Raw genomic sequence first — 18,881 nt, forward strand, 5'->3', positions numbered from 1 at the left:
TCACGGAAGCCGGCCATGACCGACAAGAGCCAACAATTCGCCAGCGACAACTATTCCGGTATCTGCCCTGAAGCCTGGGCTGCCATGGAGCAGGCCAACCACGGCCACCAGCGTGCTTATGGCGACGATGAATGGACCGCACGCGCGTCCGATCAATTCCGCAAACTGTTCGAAACCGACTGCGAAGTGTTCTTCGCCTTCAACGGCACTGCTGCCAACTCCCTGGCCCTGTCGTCGCTGTGCCAGAGTTACCACAGCGTAATCTGCTCGGAAACCGCCCACGTCGAGACCGACGAATGCGGCGCGCCGGAATTCTTCTCCAACGGCTCCAAGCTGCTGGTTGCGCGCACCGAAAATGGCAAGCTGACCCCGGCATCCATTCGTGAAGTCGCTCTCAAGCGCCAGGATATTCACTACCCAAAACCCCGGGTCGTGACCCTGACCCAGGCCACTGAAGTCGGCAGCATCTACACCCCTGAAGAAATCCGTGCCATCAGCGCCACTTGCAAGGAGCTCGGCCTGAACCTGCACATGGACGGCGCGCGATTCTCCAACGCCTGCGCTTTTCTCGGCTGCTCTCCAGCGGACCTGACCTGGAAGGCCGGTGTCGACGTGCTGTGCTTTGGCGGTACGAAAAACGGCATGGCGGTGGGTGAAGCGATCCTGTTTTTCAACCACAAACTGGCCGAAGACTTCGACTACCGCTGCAAGCAGGCCGGGCAGTTGGCCTCGAAAATGCGCTTCCTCTCGGCCCCCTGGGTCGGGATCCTGGAAAACGACGCCTGGCTCAAATACGCCCGCCACGCCAACCATTGTGCGCAATTGCTGGCCGAGCTGGTCAGCGATATTCCAGGAGTGGAACTGATGTTCCCGGTGCAGGCCAACGGCGTGTTCCTGCAACTGTCGGAACCGGCCATCGCCGCACTGACCGCCAAGGGCTGGCGCTTCTACACCTTCATCGGCAACGGCGGCGCGCGCTTCATGTGCTCGTGGGACACCGAGGAGGAACGGGTACGTGAATTGGCGGCGGACATTCGCGAGGTCATGTCCCGCTAAGCTTTCCCTGTGCAGGCCTGCGGAGCTACTTGCTTGTGGACCTGCGCACCTGTAGGACCCGTAGGAGCTGCCGAGTGCAACGAGGCTGCGATCTTTTGATGTTGTTTTGAAGTCAAGATCAAAAGATCGCAGCCTCGTTGCACTCGGCAGCTCCTACAGGTTTCGTCACCCATGGTCCGCAGGGTCAATCAGCAGTCATCACCAATACCGATTAAAACTCAATGCGCACGTCCCCTTTCGGCACGCTGCAGCACGACAGGATGAACCCTTCCGCTTCGTCCTCTTCGGTAATTCCGCCGTTGTGGTCCATCTCCACCTCGCCCCCCAATTTCAACACCTTGCACGTACCGCAAATACCCATCCCGCAGGCCTTCGGAATCAGCAAACCGAGCTTGGCCGCCGCCGCATGCACGGTTTCACCGGGTGCCACACGAATGCTCTTGCCGGACGAGATAAATTCGACCTGATGCAGATCCGCCAAATCGACTTCCGGCGCGTCGGCAGCAATTTCCGCCTGCTCCACCGCATCCGCCCGGGCTTCCGGTGGCGTCGCGCCGAAGGATTCCTCGTGATAACGCGACATGTCGAAGCCGACCGCTTCAAGCATGCGCTTGACCGCATTCATGTACGGCGTCGGGCCGCAGCAGAACACCTCGCGCTCCATGAAGTCGGGTGCCATCAGTTCCAGCATCTTGTGGTTCAGGTAACCGCGATACCCCGCCCAAGGCTCACCCAGACCATGCTTCTCGCAAATCAGGTGCAGGCTGAAGTTGTCGATCCGCGACGCCATGTGTTCCAGCTCACGGTGGTAGATGATGTCCTTGGGTGAACGGGCGCTGTGAATGAACACCATGTCGACGTTGCCGTTGGTGTCGTAGAACCAGCGCGCCATGGACATCACTGGCGTGATGCCGACCCCACCGCTGAGGTACAAGACCTTTGGCGCGGTGAAGTCCATCGCGTTGAACAGCCCGACCGGACCGTGTACCGCAAGCTCCTGGCCTTCGTGCAGGGTGTCGTGCAACCAGTTCGACACCTTGCCCCCCGGCACGCGCTTGATGGTCACGGAAAAGCTGTACGGCACCGAGGGGGAACTGGAAATGGTGTACGAACGCATGATCGGCACGCCTTCGATTTCCAGCTCAAGGGTAACGAACTGCCCCGGCTTGAAAAAGAACAGGATCGGCTGGTCCGCCATAAAGCAGAAGGTGCGCACGTCCCAGGTTTCCTGGATGACTTTGACGCAACGCACGATGTGTCGACCATTGGCCCAGGTCTGCGTGGTTACCGGGTTCAGGAAGCTGTTGGACATGCTGTTCTCCACCGCCGATGGTCGGCCTTGTGTTGGCGATTCTGCGTATAGCGCGGAACACCCATTTACCTATCTGCGACATTCACATACTTATCGCGACCAGCCCTTGGTTACCGGGGGTTGCGCGTCGGGAACAGATTGGGCCATGTCGCCCATGGATAAGGTTCTGGGCAGCGCCGGCCCCACACTCGCTCCACACAAAGACAGATTCTTTACACCTTGCGTAGCAAACCCGCTAAACCGGCCACATAGCCACTTTCGCCGGCCACACAGAATGGCCTTGAGGATCAAATCGATGGACGTCACCGCAAAAATCAGCCTGGGCGATCCGCTGGAACCCGCACGCAAGGCCACCGCACAGATGCTGCAAGAGCGCGAGCGCACTTTCTCGCTGCCGCAGCCGTTTTACTCTGACGAGCGGCTGTTTGATATCGACATGCAGGAAATTTTCCAGAAGGAGTGGCTGATCGCCGGCATGACCTGCGAGATCCCGACCAAGGGCAACTACCTGACCCTGCAGATCGGCAAGAACCCGATCATCGTCATCCGCGGTGCCGAGGGTGTGGTGCATGCGTTCCACAACGTCTGCCGTCACCGGGGTTCGCGTTTGTGCACCAGCGAAAAAGGCAAGGTCGCCAAGCTGGTCTGTCACTACCACCAATGGACCTACGAGCTGGACGGTCGCCTGCTGTTCGCCGGCACCGAAATGGGTGCCGACTTCGACATGAAGCAGTACGGTCTCAAGCCGGTGAACGTGAAGACTGCGGGCGGCTACATCTTTATCAGCCTGGCGGAAAATCCGCCGGCCATCGATGACTTCCTGTCGACGCTGAATCACTACATGGAACCCTACGACATGGAGAACACCAAGGTGGCGATTACCACCACCCTGGTTGAAAAAGCCAACTGGAAGCTGGTGCTGGAAAACAATCGCGAGTGCTACCACTGCAACGCCTCGCACCCGGAACTGCTCAAAACCCTGCTGGAATGGGACGACGTCACCGACCCGCGCGCCGACCAGGGGTTCAAGGACCACGTGGCCGCCTCGGCCGCTGCCTGGGAAGCCGAGAAGATCCCTTATGCCCACGCCAGCTTCGGCCTGCGTAACCGCATCGTGCGCATGCCGCTGCTCAAGGGCACCGTCTCGATGACCCTGGACGGCAAACAGGGCTGCGCAAAACTCATGGGCCGCATCAAGAACCCCGATCTGGGATCGATGCGCATCCTGCACCTGCCGCACTCATGGAACCACTGCATGGGCGATCACATCATTGTGTTCACCGTGTGGCCGATCAGTGCCCAGGAAACCGTGGTCACCACCAAGTGGATCGTGCACAAGGACGCCGTTGAAGGCGTGGACTACGACGTTGATCGCATGCGCCAGGTCTGGGATGCCACCAACGACCAGGACCGTCGCCTGGCGGAAGAGAACCAGCGCGGGATCAACTCCACGGCTTACCAGCCTGGGCCGTATTCCAAGACCTATGAGTTCGGTGTGGTGAACTTTGTGGACTGGTACAGCGAACGCCTGCTGAACAATCTGGGGGCTGAGCCTGCGCCGTATCTCAAAGGCGTTCCCGTTCAAGGTTGATCAAAGTCAAAAGATCGCGGCCTGCGCCAGCGCTTGCAGTTTTGTTGTGTCCGATAAATTATCGGTGCACACGTCACTGCAGGCGCTGACACAGGCTGCGATATTTAACGACAACACCCGACCCAAGTTATAACTGTACGAAATATGATCAATTGCGTTCAGCGCTATACAGTGCGCAGCTCGTGGCCTTCCGCCAACAAGTTATCCACATCTCCACCCACAGCAATTGGGGACAACTGTGGATAGGCGCAAATCATCTGCGCATAAACTAAATAAAATCCGTGACTTATCCGAAACCTGCATTTCTCGAAGCAGCTGGTCGTTTTTTGATCTAATGCTTCAAAGCCACGCCCTGCGTGGCTCGCAGCGGATCGCAAACACCTTATCCACAGAAGCGCCAACAGACTTTGGGGGCAACTATTGGAGATCTGTGGAAAACCCGGGGCGACCGCGCCAAATCAGCGATTTCGAAGGATATTCAAGTGGACAATGACAGATTGGCTATTTTTTAATCAAACGCTTGAGAAGCCCGGTTTATGGCGCCCGTAGCCGACAGCAAACAACTTATCCACAAAAGCGCCAACAGCGATTGTGGGCAAGTAGCAAGCACCGGATTAACTGAATCGTTTGACGTATTGAAGCCACAGCATCCTCCGGCCCAGAGCTCGCGGCTCGCGAGGAATGGCTGGCAAGCCTTAGCGAACGACGCCTTCTTCGATCAACAACTTCAGGATCGCGTCGGCGCCGGCTTGCGCAGTCAATCCCTTCAAAACCTGCCCGCCCCCGCCACTGGCCTTGGCCGTCGCGGCCTTCATGCGATCAGCGCCACTTTTGGCCTTGATCACCTTCAAGCGTTTCGGCCGTGGCTTGGCCGGTTGCAGGGTCGCTACTGCGAGTAACTCATCGTCGAATACTTCGACTTCGTCCGCCTGCAACAAGCCGCGTCGCGCCGGGCCGTAGGCGCTTTGCCGTGGTTTTGGCGCAGCGTTATCCACAGTCGCCAGGAACGGCAGGCGAACCTTCAAGCGACGACGCTGGCCTCGCGGCAATGCCTGCAGCACCAGTGCGCAATTACCGTCGATGGATTCCACTTGTGCCAGCCCTACTACCAGCGGCCAACCAAGGCTTTCAGCCAGCAGGAACGGCAGCATGCCCGACCCTTCGCCGGTTTCCGCCTGGCTGCCGGTGAGTACCACTTGGGCGCCGGCTTCACGCAAGTAGGCGGTCAATGCGGGCAATGCATCGGCGCCCTGCGGTTGTTCCAGTACATGCAGTTGCTCAAGGCCCATACCCAGATAGGCACGTAAGGCAGGCTCGGCGACGTCGCCTGCGTGCAGGACTTGCAAGTTATCCCCAGCCAGTTGCAGGCCCAGTTCTACCGCGCGCGCATCCTGCTCAGCGCGACGTGGCCGGCCGGAGGTCGGGTGGGCGCCGATGGACACCAGGCTGATGATTTTCGTGCTCATGACCTTTTCCTTCCCTTAAGCCGCATCGCGCTTGGCGTCGTTCCGGTAAGCCGCTACCGCATCGATCAAGGCTTGTAGAATCTCGGCACTCTCGCCGATCACCGACAGGTCGGCCCGTTTGATCATGTCGCAACGGGGGTCGAGATTGATCGCCACCACCTTGTCACAGGCACCAATGCCTTGCAGGTGCTGGATCGCCCCGGAAATCCCCACCGCTACATAGACCCGTGCGGTGACCCAGGTGCCGGACGCACCGACCTGACGGTCGCGCGCCATGAAGCCGTCGTCCACCGCTACCCGCGATGCGCCTTCGGTAGCGCCCAACGCTTGGGCGGTACTGTGGAAAAGTCCCCAATCCTTGACGCCGTTCCCGCCAGAGAAGATGAATTCCGCTTCGGCCATGGGAATAGCTGCCGGATCGACAGCCACTGCGCCCAGATCTTCGATGCGCGAAAGGCTGCGCGCCACGGCTGTGGATAACTCCACCGGCAAGACTTCATGACGGCTTTCACTGACCGGTTCGGCACATTCGACGGCAGCCAGAATCAGGCGCGCAACCGGTCGGGCAAGATCCTGCAGGCCAGCACCGGCGCGGCCGATGCACTCCTGGTCCTTGACCTGCCAGACCCTTGTTGCGGGGCGTTCGCCCGAGGCTGCGGCAAAGCGACGGCCTAGTTCGCCACCACCGGTACGGCTGTCCGGCAACAACCAGTGACGCGGATTGAACTGGTTATCCACAGCCCGCAGGCCCTGCACTCGTTGTTCCGGTGCATAACCGCTGAATTCCTCGCCGTCCAGCACCAACAGGCGATCCACGCCAGCGGTGGCAAATGTGCTTTCCTTGTGTTCACCGAACACCACAGCCAATACCGCGCCGTCCGAGCCGGCCAATTGATGAGCCAGCCCCAGCAAGTCACGGTCGTGACTGCTCAGGCGGCCACCGACCATGTCCGGGACCACGCAAATATAGAACGCCGGCGCAGGCACCTGATGCAGCGGCAATTGTACTTCTACAGCGGCGGTACGCTTGGTCGCCCCACCTTGCTGGGCCCCGCTGCGGTCGATGCGCTTCAGCCCGTTGGGCCCGATAAAGCCGACGCCGTGGGGGTTCTTGCGGATGACCCCGTTAGGCCCCATCCAGCTGTGTTGCGCCGGTTGCATGGCCGCGTGCAGCGGGTGCAGGCGGTTGCGGGCGATCCATTCGGCGCGCGGATCGCGGCGGATAATGTCGCTCATCAGTGGGCCTCCGCAGGTTCTTCATGTTGCACCGGTGCATTGGGCTTGTTCGGCACCGCCTCTTCGAGCAGCGCGTCGGCCACCAGTTCAGCGATGTCCTTGATCAGCGGTCGCGGTTCGACCACGCCCTCAAGCATCGCGGTGCACTGTGGACAACCGACTGCCACCAGTTCGGCGCCGGTTTCGCGAATGTCTTCCATGCGCATGTCGGGGATTCGTTGCTTGCCCGGGATGTCGGTGATCGGCGCACCGCCACCGCCGCCGCAGCAACGGGAACGGAAACCTGAACGCTGCATCTCTTTGACTTCGATGCCAAGGGCACGCAGCACTTCACGGGGCGCTTCGTACTCGCCGTTGTATCGACCGAGGTAGCACGGGTCGTGATAGGTGACGCTGCTGCCTTTGTGCTGACCGAGGCTAAGGGCGCCGGCAGCAATTATTTCTGCCATGTAGGTGCTGTGGTGCTGCACGAGGTAGTTGCCGTCGAAGGCGCCGTACTCGTTCTTCAACACGTGGAAGCTATGGGGGTCACAGGTGACGATGCGGTTGAAGCTGTACCTGGCCAGGGTCTGGATATTGCGTTTGGCCAACAGCTGGAACGTCGCTTCGTCACCCAGTCGCCGTGCCACGTCTCCGCTGTCGCGTTCTTCAAGGCCCAAAACCGCGAAGTCGACCCTGGCCGCTTTCAGCACTTTGACAAACGCACGCAGGGTGCGCTGGTTGCGCATGTCGAAGGCACCGTCGCCGACCCAGAACAGCACGTCGACGGATTTTTTCTCGCTCATCAGATTGAGGTTCAAGTCCGCCGCCCAGTTCATCCGGCCTCCCGGGGCGAAGCCGCCGGGGTTGTCGGTGGCAATCAGGTTTTCCAGGACTTCGGCGCCCTTGTTCGGGGTCGCGCCTTTTTCCAGGGTCAGATGGCGGCGCATGTCGACGATGGCATCGACGTGCTCGATCATCATCGGGCACTCTTCAACGCAGGCGCGGCAAGTGGTACAGGACCATAGGGTTTCGGCGTCCACCAGACCGTTGACGATCGGTTGATGCGGATTGCCGGCGTGCTCACCGATGGGCTTGCCTGGGTATGGGCTGCCGGCAAACTTGGCATCGGTGCCACCGGCCAGGCCAACGACCATGTCCTGAATCAGTTTTTTCGGGTTCAACGGCTGGCCGGCAGCAAATGCCGGGCACGCAGCCTCGCACTTGCCACACTGTACGCAAGCGTCGAATCCGAGCAACTGGTTCCAGGTGAAATCCTTGGGCTTTTCCACACCCAGTGGCGCGGTCGGATCGTTCAGATCCAGCGGTTTCAAACCGGTGGAGCGACCGCCGCCAAAGCGCTCGGCGCGACGGTGCCAGGCCAGGTGCAGAGCACCGGCAAAGGCGTGCTTCATCGGGCCGCCCCAAGTCATGCCGAAGAACAACTCGCAGACGCCCCACAACACGCCGACAAACAGGATTGCCGCCAGGATCCAGCCGCCGAAATTTTCCGGGAGGATGCCTGCGACTGGCAGGGTCACCAGGAAAAACGAAGCGGAGAACGCCAGGAGACTTTTCGGCAGGCGCATCCACGGGCCTTTGGACAAACGGGCCGGAGGATTGCGTCGGCGCAGGTAGACGAAAATCGCCCCCACGAACATCACGGCAGTCATCAGCAGCAGTGCATACCCGAGGAAGCGGTTATGCAGGCCGAAACCGTGAACCAGGATCGCCAGCACGGCGGAAGCCACCGCACCACCGGCGGTGGCGACGTGGGTATTGGCGATGTATTTGTCCCGCGCCACCACGTGGTGCAAGTCGACCATGTAGCGCTTTGGCATGGCAAGCAGGCCGCCGATCAGGTCGACTTTGGAAGCCCGGCCCCGACGCCACATGGCCACCCGCCGCAACGCGCCAAGGACAGCCAGGCCCAAGGCGGCGAACAACAGGATTGGAAGAAGGGTGTTCAACATGGTGAAGCTCCCACCAGTACATCTTGGAGAAACGCGTTCGGCGTAGGAGCTGCCGCAGGCTGCGATCTTTTGATCTTGATCTTGAAAAACACGAGCAAAAGATCGCAGCCTGCGGCAGCTCCTACGCAGGTGACGTCAAAAACTTAGAAATCCTTGCACAACCGCAATGCGTCATAGATCGCCGCGTGCACGTTGCGCTGGGCTACGCAGTCGCCTATGCGGAACAGCAAGTAGCCATCGCCGCTCTGTTCCAGACAAGGCTGAGGCTTGATCGCGAACAGGGCTTCGACGTCGATCTGGCCCTTGTTGCGCGAACCTTCCTTCATCGCGTAATAGATTTCTTCGTCCGGGCGCACGCCGTTTTCCACGACTACCTGATCCACCACCCGCTCCTCCTTGGCGCCGGTGTATTCGTTCTCCAGCACCGCCACCAGCTTGTCGCCTTCGCGGTAGACCTTATCCAGCATCATGTCCCCGGTCATGATCACTTCTTTGGGGTACATGCTTCGGTAGTAGGTCGGGAACGATGTGCCGCCAATTGCCACGCCTGGCTTGATGTCGTCGGTAACGATCTCGACCTGGCTGCCTTTGTCCGCGAGGAAGTCGGCGGTCGACATGCCGGTAAACTCGCAAATGGTGTCGTACACCAGCACGTTCTTGCCCGGTGCAACCTTGCCATCGAGGATGTCCCAGCTACTGACCACCAGGCCTTCAGCCGCGCCCCAGTGCTCGTTCTGCTCCAGGAAGGGATGACCGCCGACGGCGAGCACGACAACGTCCGGGCGCAAATCCATAATGGTCGGCGCATCGGCCGCCACACCCAGGCGCAGGTCGACTTTCAAACGCGCCAGTTCCAGCTGATACCAGCGAGTAATGCCGGCGATCTGGTCGCGCTGCGGCGCTTTCGACGCCGTGGTGATTTGCCCGCCGATGAATTCCTTCTTCTCGAACAGGGTCACGTCGTGGCCGCGTTCGGCGGCCACGCGCGCTGCCTCCATACCGGCAGGCCCGGCACCCACTACTACGACCTTGCGTTTGAGCCCGGTAGTCTTTTCGATGATGTGCGGAACGCCCATGTATTCACGGGAAGTCGCTGCGTTCTGGATGCACAGCACATCCAGGCCCTGGTATTGCCGGTCGATGCAGTAGTTGGCACCGACGCACTGTTTGATCTGGTCGATCTGGCCCATCTTGATCTTGGCGATCAGGTGCGGGTCGGCGATGTGCGCGCGGGTCATGCCGACCATGTCGACGTAACCGCCTTCGAGAATGCGCGTCGCCTGGTTCGGGTCCTTGATGTTCTGCGCGTGCAGAACCGGGGCCTTGACCACTTCCTTGATACCGGCTGCCAGGTGCAGAAACGGCTCCGGTGGATAACTCATGTTCGGGATCACGTTGGCCAGGGTGTTGTGGGTGTCGCAACCCGAGCCCACCACGCCGATGAAGTCCAGCATGCCGGTGTCGTCGTAGTACTTGGCGATCTGCTTCATGTCCTCGTGGGACAAACCATCCGGATGGAATTCATCGCCGCAGAGGCGGATGCCGACGCAGAAATCGGGACCGACTTCGGCGCGCACGGCTTTCAATACTTCCAGGCCGAAACGCATGCGGTTCTCGAAGCTGCCACCCCACTCATCAGTTCGCTTGTTGACGCGCGGGCTCCAGAACTGGTCGATCATGTGCTGGTGCACGGCGGACAATTCGACGCCGTCCAGGCCACCGGCCTTGGCACGGCGTGCCGCTTGCGCGTAGTTGCCGATAACCCGCCAGATTTCTTCCGGCTCAATGGTTTTGCAAGTAGCACGGTGTACCGGCTCACGCACCCCGGACGGCGACATCAGGGTCGGCCAGTTGAAGCCGTCCCAGCGCGAACGCCGGCCCATGTGAGTAATCTGGATCATGATCTTGGCGCCGTGCTTGTGCATGGCGTCAGCGAGATTCTGGAAGTGCGGAATGATCCGGTCGGTGGACAGATTCACCGAGCTCCACCACTCCTGCGGGCTGTCGATGGCCACCACTGAAGAACCGCCGCAAATGGCCAGACCGATCCCGCCCTTGGCTTTCTCTTCGTAATACTTGACGTACCGGTCGGTGGTCATACCGCCGTCGGTCGCGTAGACCTCGGCGTGCGCGGTGCTGAGCACGCGGTTGCGGATGGTCAGTTTGCCGATCTGGATCGGCTGGAACATTGCTTCGAAAGCCATGGAGGGTTCCTCGACTTACAACGGCTTGACGGTGAACAAACCGTCGTCGTGGCCTTCTTCGGAGCCACCGTAGACTTGCTCGGCAACCGTGCGGATCTGGCTGCCGCGGGCTTGCAGAATCTGATCCATGGCACCGGCAAACCAGCCGGTGAACATGTAGTCGACCTTGCGCCCGACCTTGCCGTACACGTAGACGAAGGCGGAGTGCTCGAGCTTGACGCTGGCGGTGCCTTTATCGAGGTCGATGTCCTGGATTTTGAACAGGCCCCAGCCACGTTGCGACAGGCGCTTCATGTAGTGCTCAAACACCGCGACGCCTTCAAGGCCGTGGCATTCGGCTTCTTTTTCGCACCAGTGCCAGGCGGACTTGTAGCCGGCCTTGTAGAGGATTTCGGCATAGGCGTCGGCGCCCAGCACTTCCTCGATGCCCATGTGGTTGTTGACGAAGAAATGACGTGGCACGTACAGCATCGGCAGGGCATCGGAGGTCCAGACACCGGTTTCGCTGTCGACTTCGATAGGCAATTGCGGGGCGATCTTGGCCATGGAAACTTAACTCCAGAAAAATTGGGGTGTTGCCTGCGGCGCGGATGGCCCCAGGTAAGGATTCAGAAGTGCGGCGGCTTATTCGCCCCAGACGTCTTTGAGCACGTTGACCCAGTTCTCGCCCATGATCTTGCGCACCACGCGCTCGCTATGGCCGCGCTTGAGCAGGGTTTCGGTGAGGTTCGGGAACTCGCCGACAGTGCGGATGCCCAGCGGGTTGATGATCTTGCCGAAGCTGGTCAGGCGGCGGGCGTAACCCTTGTCATGGGTCAGGTACTCGAAGAAGTCCTGGCCGTGCCCCTGGGTAAAGTCGGTGCCGATGCCGATGGCGTCTTCGCCGACGATGTTCATGGTGTATTCGATGGCTTCGGCGTAGTCGTCGATGGTCGAATCGATGCCCTTGGCGAGGAACGGCGCGAACATGGTCACGCCGACAAAGCCGCCGTGATCCGCAATGAACTTGAGTTCTTCATCGGATTTGTTGCGCGGGTGAATCTTCAGGCCCGACGGCAGGCAGTGGGAGTAGCAGACGGGTTTCTTCGATTCGAGAATCACCTCTTCAGAGGTTTTCGATCCGACGTGGGACAGGTCGCACATCACGCCAACTCGGTTCATCTCGGCGACGATTTCACGACCGAAACCTGACAGGCCGCCATCGCGCTCGTAGCAACCGGTACCGACCAGGTTCTGGGTGTTGTAGCACATCTGCACAATACCGACACCGAGCTGCTTGAACACCTCGACATAGCCGATCTGGTCTTCAAAGGCGTGGGCATTCTGGAAGCCGAAGAGGATACCGGTCTTGCCCTGCTCCTTGGCCTTGCGGATGTCGGCGGTGGTGCGAACCGGAATGACCAGGTCGCTGTTTTCACGAATCAGCTTCTGACTGGCGGCGATGTTGTTGACAGTGGCCTGGAAGCCCTCCCACACCGACACGGTGCAGTTGGCCGCCGTCAGGCCGCCTTTGCGCATGTCCTCGAACAGCTCACGGTTCCACTTGGCGATAATCAGCCCGTCGATAACGATGCTGTCGGCGTGCAGTTCGGCTGGGCTCATCAGGCTGTCCCCTATTGTCGATTCATGCGCCGAATCGTGTGCCGGCGCTTTGGAGCCAGCATATGCCTGAGCACCGGGACAGCCGGGTGCAAAAACGACAGGGGAATTGCCGAAAGCGTCAATCCGCGACAAAGCGTCGTCGCCACCCCTGCTCGCCCGCCTGTTCAAGCCCGTCAGGTTGAGCCAGAATCCGCTGCACGACTGGATGCTTCACTGAGGTTCAACTGGAATGAGGGACGGCAGCGCAATGAAAATGATCTTTCTGGTTCTGGCATTGACCGCCACGGGCGTACACGCGCAAGAAGAATCCGAGACCACCCCCTGCGACGCTGTCGAAAACGACGTCCAGACCCTCGAATGCTCGGTTTATGGCCGAACCGCCGCCGAAGACCTGCTCAAGGACAACTACCAGACCCTGGCCGAGCGCATGCAAATACTCTACGGCAAGAACCCGACCCAGCTGGCAGACATCACCGCAAAAATCAAAGCGGCGCAGCACCAATGGCTGAAGACGCGAGACGCCGATTGCGCAGTCGAAGCGTTCCCGGCGACGAGTGGCAGCAAGGCGTTCACCATTGCGCAAAATGACTGCATTGCACGCATGAGTGATGAAAGGTCGGAGTTTTTGGAGTCGATCGGGCAGGAGTGAGTTAGAAATGCGGAAAGTGCCCATACAGCAGCGGTGCAGGAGCTGTGTAGGAGCTGTCGAGTGCAACGAGGCTGCGATCTTTTCCACCATTAAACCCCAGCATCAAACCCCAAAGCCAAGGGAGGCAGCCCCGCCTCCACTCAGCAAAAACCGCCCTACCCAGTCACGTCCAGAACCCTTCATGCGCGCGCGCAGCCTCTGCTTCCAACATCGGCCCGAATGTCGGAATCTGTCGCTGGCCGCGCGCGAACACTTCCCGGCACGGCAACGAGAACGTCGGGTTTTCCGGGTGGCCACCCGTGAGCCCCAGCAAGGCATGCTCGGACAGCGCGTAGACCACTCGGCCAATGCCCGTCCAGTAAATCGCCCCCGCACACATGCAGCAGGGTTCGGCACTGGTGTAGAGCGTGCATTGCGCCAGGTCTGCCGGGCTTAGCAGCTTGGCAGCCTGCGCGGCTGCAGCAAGTTCGGCATGCTGGGTGGGATCGCCTTCCGGCGGCATGGAATTATTGCCCGCCGCCGCAATGATGTTGCCGGCCCCATCCGCGACCAGTGCAGCAAACGGATGACGACCACGGGCTTTTGAGTCCTCTGCCAGTTCGAGTGAGCGGCGCAGCAGTTGCAGATCAAGTTCGGTGATGCCGGCAGGTAAAGCGCAAGTGAAGCTTGTCATGTGAAACTCCTTATTATTTTCAACTGTGCCCCTGACCGCGTCGCCCAGGGGCTAAACACCTGTCAGTCGGCCAGCTCGGCGGCTGGTGCCACCGGCTCGCGCCTGCTCTGCGGATTGAGCAGGATATTGAGCACGATTGCAGTGATCGCACCGAGGAAGATTCCGCTTTCCAGTACCAGTTTGAGAGTGCCGCTGGCGTGTTCGAACAGCGCCGGGAACGACATCGGCAGCACACCGACGCTGATCGATACGGCAACGATGATTGCGTTGCGAGTCCCCTCGAATGTCACCCGTGAGAGCTCCTGGATACCGGCCACCGTGGTCATGCCGAACATCACCACGGCGCAACCGCCCAACACCGGCGTCGGCACTGCTGCGATCAGCGCACCCAGCTTGGGGAACAGGCCCATCAGCACCATGATTGCCCCCGCCGAAGCCACGACATACCGGCTCTTGACGTTGGAGAGCGCAATAAGGCCGGTGTTTTGGGTAAAAGCGTTGTAGGGGAAGCTGTTGAACAACCCGCCGAGCATTGTTGATAGCCCATCGGCACGGAATGCATTGCCAAGGGTTGTTTGTGTGGTGGTCTTGCCGGTCAATTTGCCGATCGCCAGGCAGTTACCGGTGGTTTCGGCCATGATCACCAACATCGCCAACGTCATGACCAGTATCGGCATCAGGGAAAACTGCGGCATGCCGAATGCCATGGGCGGGCTCAGCTCGAACCAGGCTGCGCTGCTCACCTGCCCAAAGTGCGTCATGCCGAACGCTGCCGCTATCAGGCTGCCCACGAACAAGCCGATCAGTACGCTGAGGTTGCCAATGAAACCGGAAAACCTGGCATAGATCACCAATGTAACGATGACCGTGGCCAGCCCCAGCAGCAGGTTCGATGGCGCACCGAAATCTGCGGAATCAGGATTGCCGCCACCTAGCCAGATTGCCGCGGCAGGCATCAGGGAAATGCCGATGATGGTGATCAGGCTGCCGATCACCACGGGCGGAAAGAACCGCAGCAACCTACTGAACACGGGCGCCATGGCAATTGTGATCGCCCCCGCCGCGATCACCGCGCCGAACACTTCAGTGAGCCCGAACTCCTTGCCGATCATGATCATCGGTGCCAGCGCAATGAATGAGCAGCCCTGAATCAGCGGCAGGCGCGCCCCGAACTTCCAGAAGCCGAGGGTCTGAATCATCGTGGCGATGCCCGACGTCAGCAGATTCGCATTGATCAACGTCACTACCTGCGCCGACGTCAGCCCCAGTGCGCTGCCCAATATGAGTGGTACCGCCACCGCACCTGCATACATCACCAGCACATGCTGCAAACCGAATGTCACCAACTGGCGAACCGGCAGAATTTCGTCCACCGGATGAACCTGTGAATTGCTCATATCGAATGTCTCCTGAAGTGCTTTTTTCTTGTAGTCCTGGGAGGCGTCCACAGGCCAGGCACAGCGCAAATCGATGCAGCAGAAGAGCTCGTTTCAAGGCCGATATTCTCTGCTTGTAAACGATGGAGCAAATGAGCAACCATCGTTTTTAACGATAGCTATAGTCGCTTGAGGTCACCCCCATGCAGTTCTCTCTGGACCAGTTGCAAACATTCGTCCAGGCCGTGCACAGCGGGTCGTTCTCAGCGGCCGCGCGCAAGCTGGGCAAGACTCAGTCAACCGTGAGCGTGGCGATTTCCAATCTGGAACAGGACCTGGGCGTGGAACTGTTCGATCGCTCGAATCGAAACCCGGTGCTGACCCAGGCCGGCCAGAAAATGTTGTTGCAGGCGCAGTCGGTGCTGGAACGTTGCCTGACCCTCCAGGCCCATGCGGATTGCCTGTCCGACGCGATCGAACCCAGCGTGTCACTGGCCATTGAAACGCCCTACAACGCCGTCATGCCGGTGCTGCTGGAGTTCGAAGAGGCTTTCCCCTATGTCGATCTGGTGATCAGGCACCCCGTATATGGGGATGTCAGCGAACTCGTAGCTCAGGGCCAGGCCGTGCTGGGGATCGCCTTCTCCCAGCCGCAGTACCCGCCGCAGCTCGAATTCCAGCAGATGGGCAAGCTGATCATGCTGCACGTCTGTCACCCCGCACATGCGCTGGCGAAATTGAGCAGCGTGACTTTCGAAGACCTGCACGTGCACCGCCGCCTGGCGTTTAGCGCACACGCCGAAAAGCTGCCCAGCAGCGAGTACCTGCGTTCCACTCGGATCTGGCAGGCCGAAAACTACCTGGCGCTGCTGGAAATGGTCCGTGCCGGCCTCGGTTGGGCCACGTTGCCGCGCCAGTTGATCCAGCGTGAACTGGCCAATGGCGAACTGGTCGAACTGCAATTGGGTGCGTATCCCCACACCGACTGGCATGTGGGTGTTGACCTGCTCTGGGCCCGTACCCGCAAGATGGGCAAAGCCGAACGCTGGCTGAAGACGCGCCTGCAACAGAACAAAGTGTTTGAACTGGATCGTCGGGGGCAGTCCACCACCCTGTAACACTCATGCCGTGACTTCACCTCAAGGCTGCGCCACCATCACACTTTACCGACTTGGAAGCGCACGAAATGAAAATCTGTGGCATTGAAATCAAAGGCAGTGAAGCCATCATCGCCGTCGCGTCCCTCGACAATCAGGCGCTCAGCCACCTGCCCCTGGCCACCAAGAAAATCGCCCTGGACGATGACGACGAAGCGGCCAACGTCAAAGTGTTTGCCGCACAGGTGGCATCGTTCATTCGGGAGAACTCAATCGACCGGATCGTGATCAAGAAGCGCAGCAAGAAAGGCGAGTTTGCCGGTGGGCCGACCACCTTCAAGATCGAGGGGGTTTTTCAGTTGCTGGACAGTTGTGAGGTGACGCTGCTGTCGCCACAGACGATCAATGCCCAGGCCAAAAAGCACAATTTTGAACTGCCGGGGACGCTGAACAAATACCAGCATGAGGCCTACAAGGCGGCGTGTTCTGCGCTGATGAAGAAGTAATAGCGCACGCAGATCCTACATTTTCTGTGTTCATGCTTTTGCGGTACGTCGGTCTTCCCGCGGGCACCGCTCAAACTTCGCTCGATAGCTGCGAGTGAAGTACGACGGCGATTCAAACCCGCACGCAATGCTCACTTCAAGCACGCTCATGTCCGTCTGGCGCAACAGCTGCTGCGCCTTCTCCAGCCTCAACCGCAGATAGAAGTTGCTCGGTGTGTCATTCAAGTGCAAGCGAAACAGGCGCTCCAGCTGGCGCCGCGTCACTTTGATCGATTCGGCCAGGGCCAGCGTACTCAACGGCGGCTCACTGTGCTGTTCCATCTCGCCGATCACCTGCACCAGTTTCTTGTTGCGAATACCGTACCGACTGGCAACTTCCATGCGCTGGTGATCCTTGCGCGGACGGATGCGACCGAGTACGAATTGTTCGCTGACCTGAATCGCCAGTTCCGGTCCGTGGGCCTGGCCGATGAGGTCGAGCATCAGGTCAATTGACGCCGTGCCGCCCGCCGAGGTAATGCGTCTGCGGTCGATCTCGAAAAGCTCCTGGGTGACGCTGAGCAGCGGATAGTATTCCTTGAACGCGTCGATGGCTTCCCAGTGCAGGGTCAGGCGATGGCCCTCAAGCAACCCTGCCTCGGCGAGGACGAAGCTGCCGGTGTCGATGGCGCCCAGGGTCACGCCGTCGCTGTCCAGCCGGCGCAGCCAGTGCTCAAGCGCAGGCGTAGCGAATTTCAGCGGTTCGAAGCCGGCGACTACCAGCAACGTCGCCCCTTTGCCGAGCGGCTCCAGCGCGGCATCGGCGTTGACCGACATGCCGTTACTGGCCAGAACAGCACCGCCATCGGCGCTCAGCACATGCCAGCGATAGAGTTCACCGCGAAAGCGATTGGCCACCCGTAGAGGCTCGATGGCCGAGATAAACCCGATGGCCGAAAAACCCGGCATCAACAAGAAGTAGAAATCCTGGGACATGGAGCGCACTCGACTGGCAGGTAACGAGAGGGCGGGAAGCGTGTGGACGTTGATACGCCAGTTGCAAGCGGCATTCAAGGGGCAGGTCGCTCCAGTGCAAGAGCTGGTCGCCATAGTGCGTGTTGGCGGGGGCTTAGCTGCGTAACTTGGCATCACCGGTGCACATAGACACCGGAACCCACAATAACGTCTGCCGAGGAACCCGACATGAAACGACTCATCAGCAGCTGTGTTCTTGCACTGAGCGGTACCGCTTTCCTGAGCGCCAGCGTCATGGCGGCCGAACCCGCTTCTTGCCAGAACGTACGCATGGGCGTGGTGAACTGGACCGACGTGATCGCTACCAGCGCCATGACTCAGGTGCTGCTAGACGGCCTCGGCTACAACACCAAACAAACCAGCGCGTCCCAGCAAATCATCTTCGCCGGGATCCGCGACCAGCGCCTGGACTTGTTCCTGGGGTACTGGAACCCGCTGATGACCCAGACCATCACTCCTTTCGTCGACGCCAAACAGGTCAAGGTGCTTGATGCGCCAAGCCTCAAAGACGCCCGCGCGACCCTTGCCGTGCCGACCTACCTGGCAGACAAAGGCCTGAAGACTTTCGCCGACATCGCCAGGTTCGAGAAAGAACTGGGCGGCAAGATCTACGGGATCGAGCCAGGCTCGGGCGCCAATACCCAGATCAAGGCGATGATCGCCAAGAACCAGTTCGGCCTGGGCAAATTCCAGCTGGTCGAGTCCAGTGAGGCCGGTATGCTCGCGGCAGTAGATCGTGCCGTGCGGCGCAAGGAGGCCGTGGTGTTCTTCGGCTGGGCGCCGCATCCAATGAACGTTAATGTGCAGATGACCTATCTCACCGGCAGCGACGATGCGCTCGGCCCGAACGAAGGCATGGCCACCGTATGGACCGTTACCTCGCCGAACTATGCCCAGCAATGCCCGAACATCGGCCGCCTGCTCAGTAACCTGACCTACTCCGCCGAAGACGAGAGCCGGATGATGCAGCCGCTGCTGGATCACAAGGACGCGTTCGAATCGGCCAAACAGTGGCTCAATGATCACCCCCAGGACAAACAGCGCTGGCTCGAAGGCGTGACCACCTTCGACGGCAAACCGGCAGCTGAACACCTGAAACTGACCAGTAAATAAACCCTGACTGAACGCCGAATCGCAGCCCCCAACG

16 protein-coding genes are annotated in these 18,881 nt (G+C 59.9%); 6 read left to right on the forward strand and 10 right to left on the reverse strand.

Annotated features, from left to right (window positions below):
• Positions 1–15: 15 nt before the first annotated feature.
• Positions 16–1,056: a low specificity L-threonine aldolase gene (locus tag HYI44_RS19745; RefSeq protein ID WP_045059907.1), complete on the forward strand. Its 1,041-nt coding sequence runs from the start codon at positions 16–18 to the stop codon at positions 1,054–1,056.
• Between the two features lie 211 nt (positions 1,057–1,267).
• Here HYI44_RS19745 and gbcB read toward each other — a convergent pair whose 3' ends face one another.
• On the reverse strand, positions 1,268–2,368 hold the full coding sequence (gbcB, locus tag HYI44_RS19750) for a glycine-betaine demethylase subunit GbcB (protein WP_045059906.1): 1,101 nt from the start codon (positions 2,366–2,368) through the stop codon (positions 1,268–1,270).
• 295 nt (positions 2,369–2,663) lie between these two features.
• Here gbcB and gbcA point away from each other — a divergent pair, with 295 nt between their 5' ends.
• On the forward strand, positions 2,664–3,959 hold the full coding sequence (gene gbcA / locus HYI44_RS19755) for a glycine-betaine demethylase subunit GbcA (RefSeq protein WP_045059905.1): 1,296 nt from the start codon (positions 2,664–2,666) through the stop codon (positions 3,957–3,959).
• Between the two features lie 695 nt (positions 3,960–4,654).
• Here the strand turns inward: gbcA and HYI44_RS19760 are convergent.
• The 6 genes from HYI44_RS19760 to HYI44_RS19785 form a co-directional block, all read right to left on the reverse strand.
• Positions 4,655–5,425, reverse strand: coding sequence for an electron transfer flavoprotein subunit beta (locus HYI44_RS19760; RefSeq protein ID WP_225570260.1), 771 nt, complete (start codon positions 5,423–5,425; stop codon positions 4,655–4,657).
• Between the two features lie 15 nt (positions 5,426–5,440).
• Entirely contained in the window at positions 5,441–6,661 is a 1,221-nt protein-coding gene (locus HYI44_RS19765; RefSeq protein WP_225570261.1) for an electron transfer flavoprotein subunit alpha/FixB family protein, read from the reverse strand.
• Positions 6,661–8,613 (reverse strand): dimethylglycine demethylation protein DgcB, encoded by a 1,953-nt coding sequence (gene dgcB, locus HYI44_RS19770; RefSeq protein ID WP_122841204.1) that lies wholly within the window; start codon positions 8,611–8,613, stop codon positions 6,661–6,663. The genes HYI44_RS19765 and dgcB overlap by 1 nt, the downstream gene beginning before the upstream one ends.
• A 143-nt stretch (positions 8,614–8,756) precedes the next feature.
• Positions 8,757–10,817 (reverse strand): dimethylglycine demethylation protein DgcA, encoded by a 2,061-nt coding sequence (dgcA, locus tag HYI44_RS19775; protein WP_225570262.1) that lies wholly within the window; start codon positions 10,815–10,817, stop codon positions 8,757–8,759.
• Between the two features lie 15 nt (positions 10,818–10,832).
• Positions 10,833–11,363, reverse strand: a complete 531-nt coding sequence (locus tag HYI44_RS19780) for a DUF5943 domain-containing protein (protein ID WP_034116150.1) — start codon at positions 11,361–11,363, stop codon at positions 10,833–10,835.
• A 78-nt stretch (positions 11,364–11,441) separates the two neighbouring features.
• Positions 11,442–12,419 carry a dipeptidase gene (locus HYI44_RS19785; protein ID WP_008033250.1) on the reverse strand — a complete coding sequence of 326 codons (978 nt, stop codon included), beginning with the start codon at positions 12,417–12,419 and terminating at the stop codon, positions 11,442–11,444.
• A 247-nt stretch (positions 12,420–12,666) separates the two neighbouring features.
• Between HYI44_RS19785 and HYI44_RS19790 the strand changes: the two genes are divergently transcribed.
• Positions 12,667–13,068 carry a lysozyme inhibitor LprI family protein gene (locus HYI44_RS19790; protein ID WP_225570263.1) on the forward strand — a complete coding sequence of 134 codons (402 nt, stop codon included), beginning with the start codon at positions 12,667–12,669 and terminating at the stop codon, positions 13,066–13,068.
• 163 nt (positions 13,069–13,231) lie between these two features.
• Here the strand turns inward: HYI44_RS19790 and HYI44_RS19795 are convergent, their stop codons facing one another.
• Positions 13,232–13,741: a nucleoside deaminase gene (locus tag HYI44_RS19795; RefSeq protein WP_225570264.1), complete on the reverse strand. Its 510-nt coding sequence runs from the start codon at positions 13,739–13,741 to the stop codon at positions 13,232–13,234.
• A 62-nt stretch (positions 13,742–13,803) separates the two neighbouring features.
• On the reverse strand, positions 13,804–15,138 hold the full coding sequence (locus HYI44_RS19800; RefSeq protein WP_225570265.1) for a nucleobase:cation symporter-2 family protein: 1,335 nt from the start codon (positions 15,136–15,138) through the stop codon (positions 13,804–13,806).
• Between the two features lie 182 nt (positions 15,139–15,320).
• Here HYI44_RS19800 and HYI44_RS19805 point away from each other — a divergent pair, with 182 nt between their 5' ends.
• Positions 15,321–16,235, forward strand: a complete 915-nt coding sequence (locus HYI44_RS19805) for a LysR family transcriptional regulator (protein WP_045059895.1) — start codon at positions 15,321–15,323, stop codon at positions 16,233–16,235.
• Between the two features lie 68 nt (positions 16,236–16,303).
• A complete protein-coding gene (locus tag HYI44_RS19810; protein WP_045059894.1) occupies positions 16,304–16,720 on the forward strand; it encodes a DUF3010 family protein in 417 nt (138 codons plus the stop codon).
• Positions 16,721–16,750: 30 nt separating this feature from the next.
• On the opposite strand, the gene HYI44_RS19815 is transcribed toward HYI44_RS19810, so the two are convergent.
• A complete protein-coding gene (locus HYI44_RS19815; protein ID WP_122841198.1) occupies positions 16,751–17,695 on the reverse strand; it encodes a GlxA family transcriptional regulator in 945 nt (314 codons plus the stop codon).
• Positions 17,696–17,902: 207 nt separating this feature from the next.
• Between HYI44_RS19815 and choX the strand changes: the two genes are divergently transcribed.
• Complete coding sequence (gene choX / locus HYI44_RS19820; protein ID WP_122841197.1) at positions 17,903–18,847, forward strand: choline ABC transporter substrate-binding protein; 945 nt, start codon at positions 17,903–17,905, stop codon at positions 18,845–18,847.
• The last annotated feature ends 34 nt before the right edge of the window (positions 18,848–18,881 follow it).

Source organism: Pseudomonas sp. Y24-6, assembly GCF_020295325.1.
GTDB classification, from domain to species: Bacteria; Pseudomonadota; Gammaproteobacteria; order Pseudomonadales; family Pseudomonadaceae; genus Aquipseudomonas; species Aquipseudomonas gregormendelii.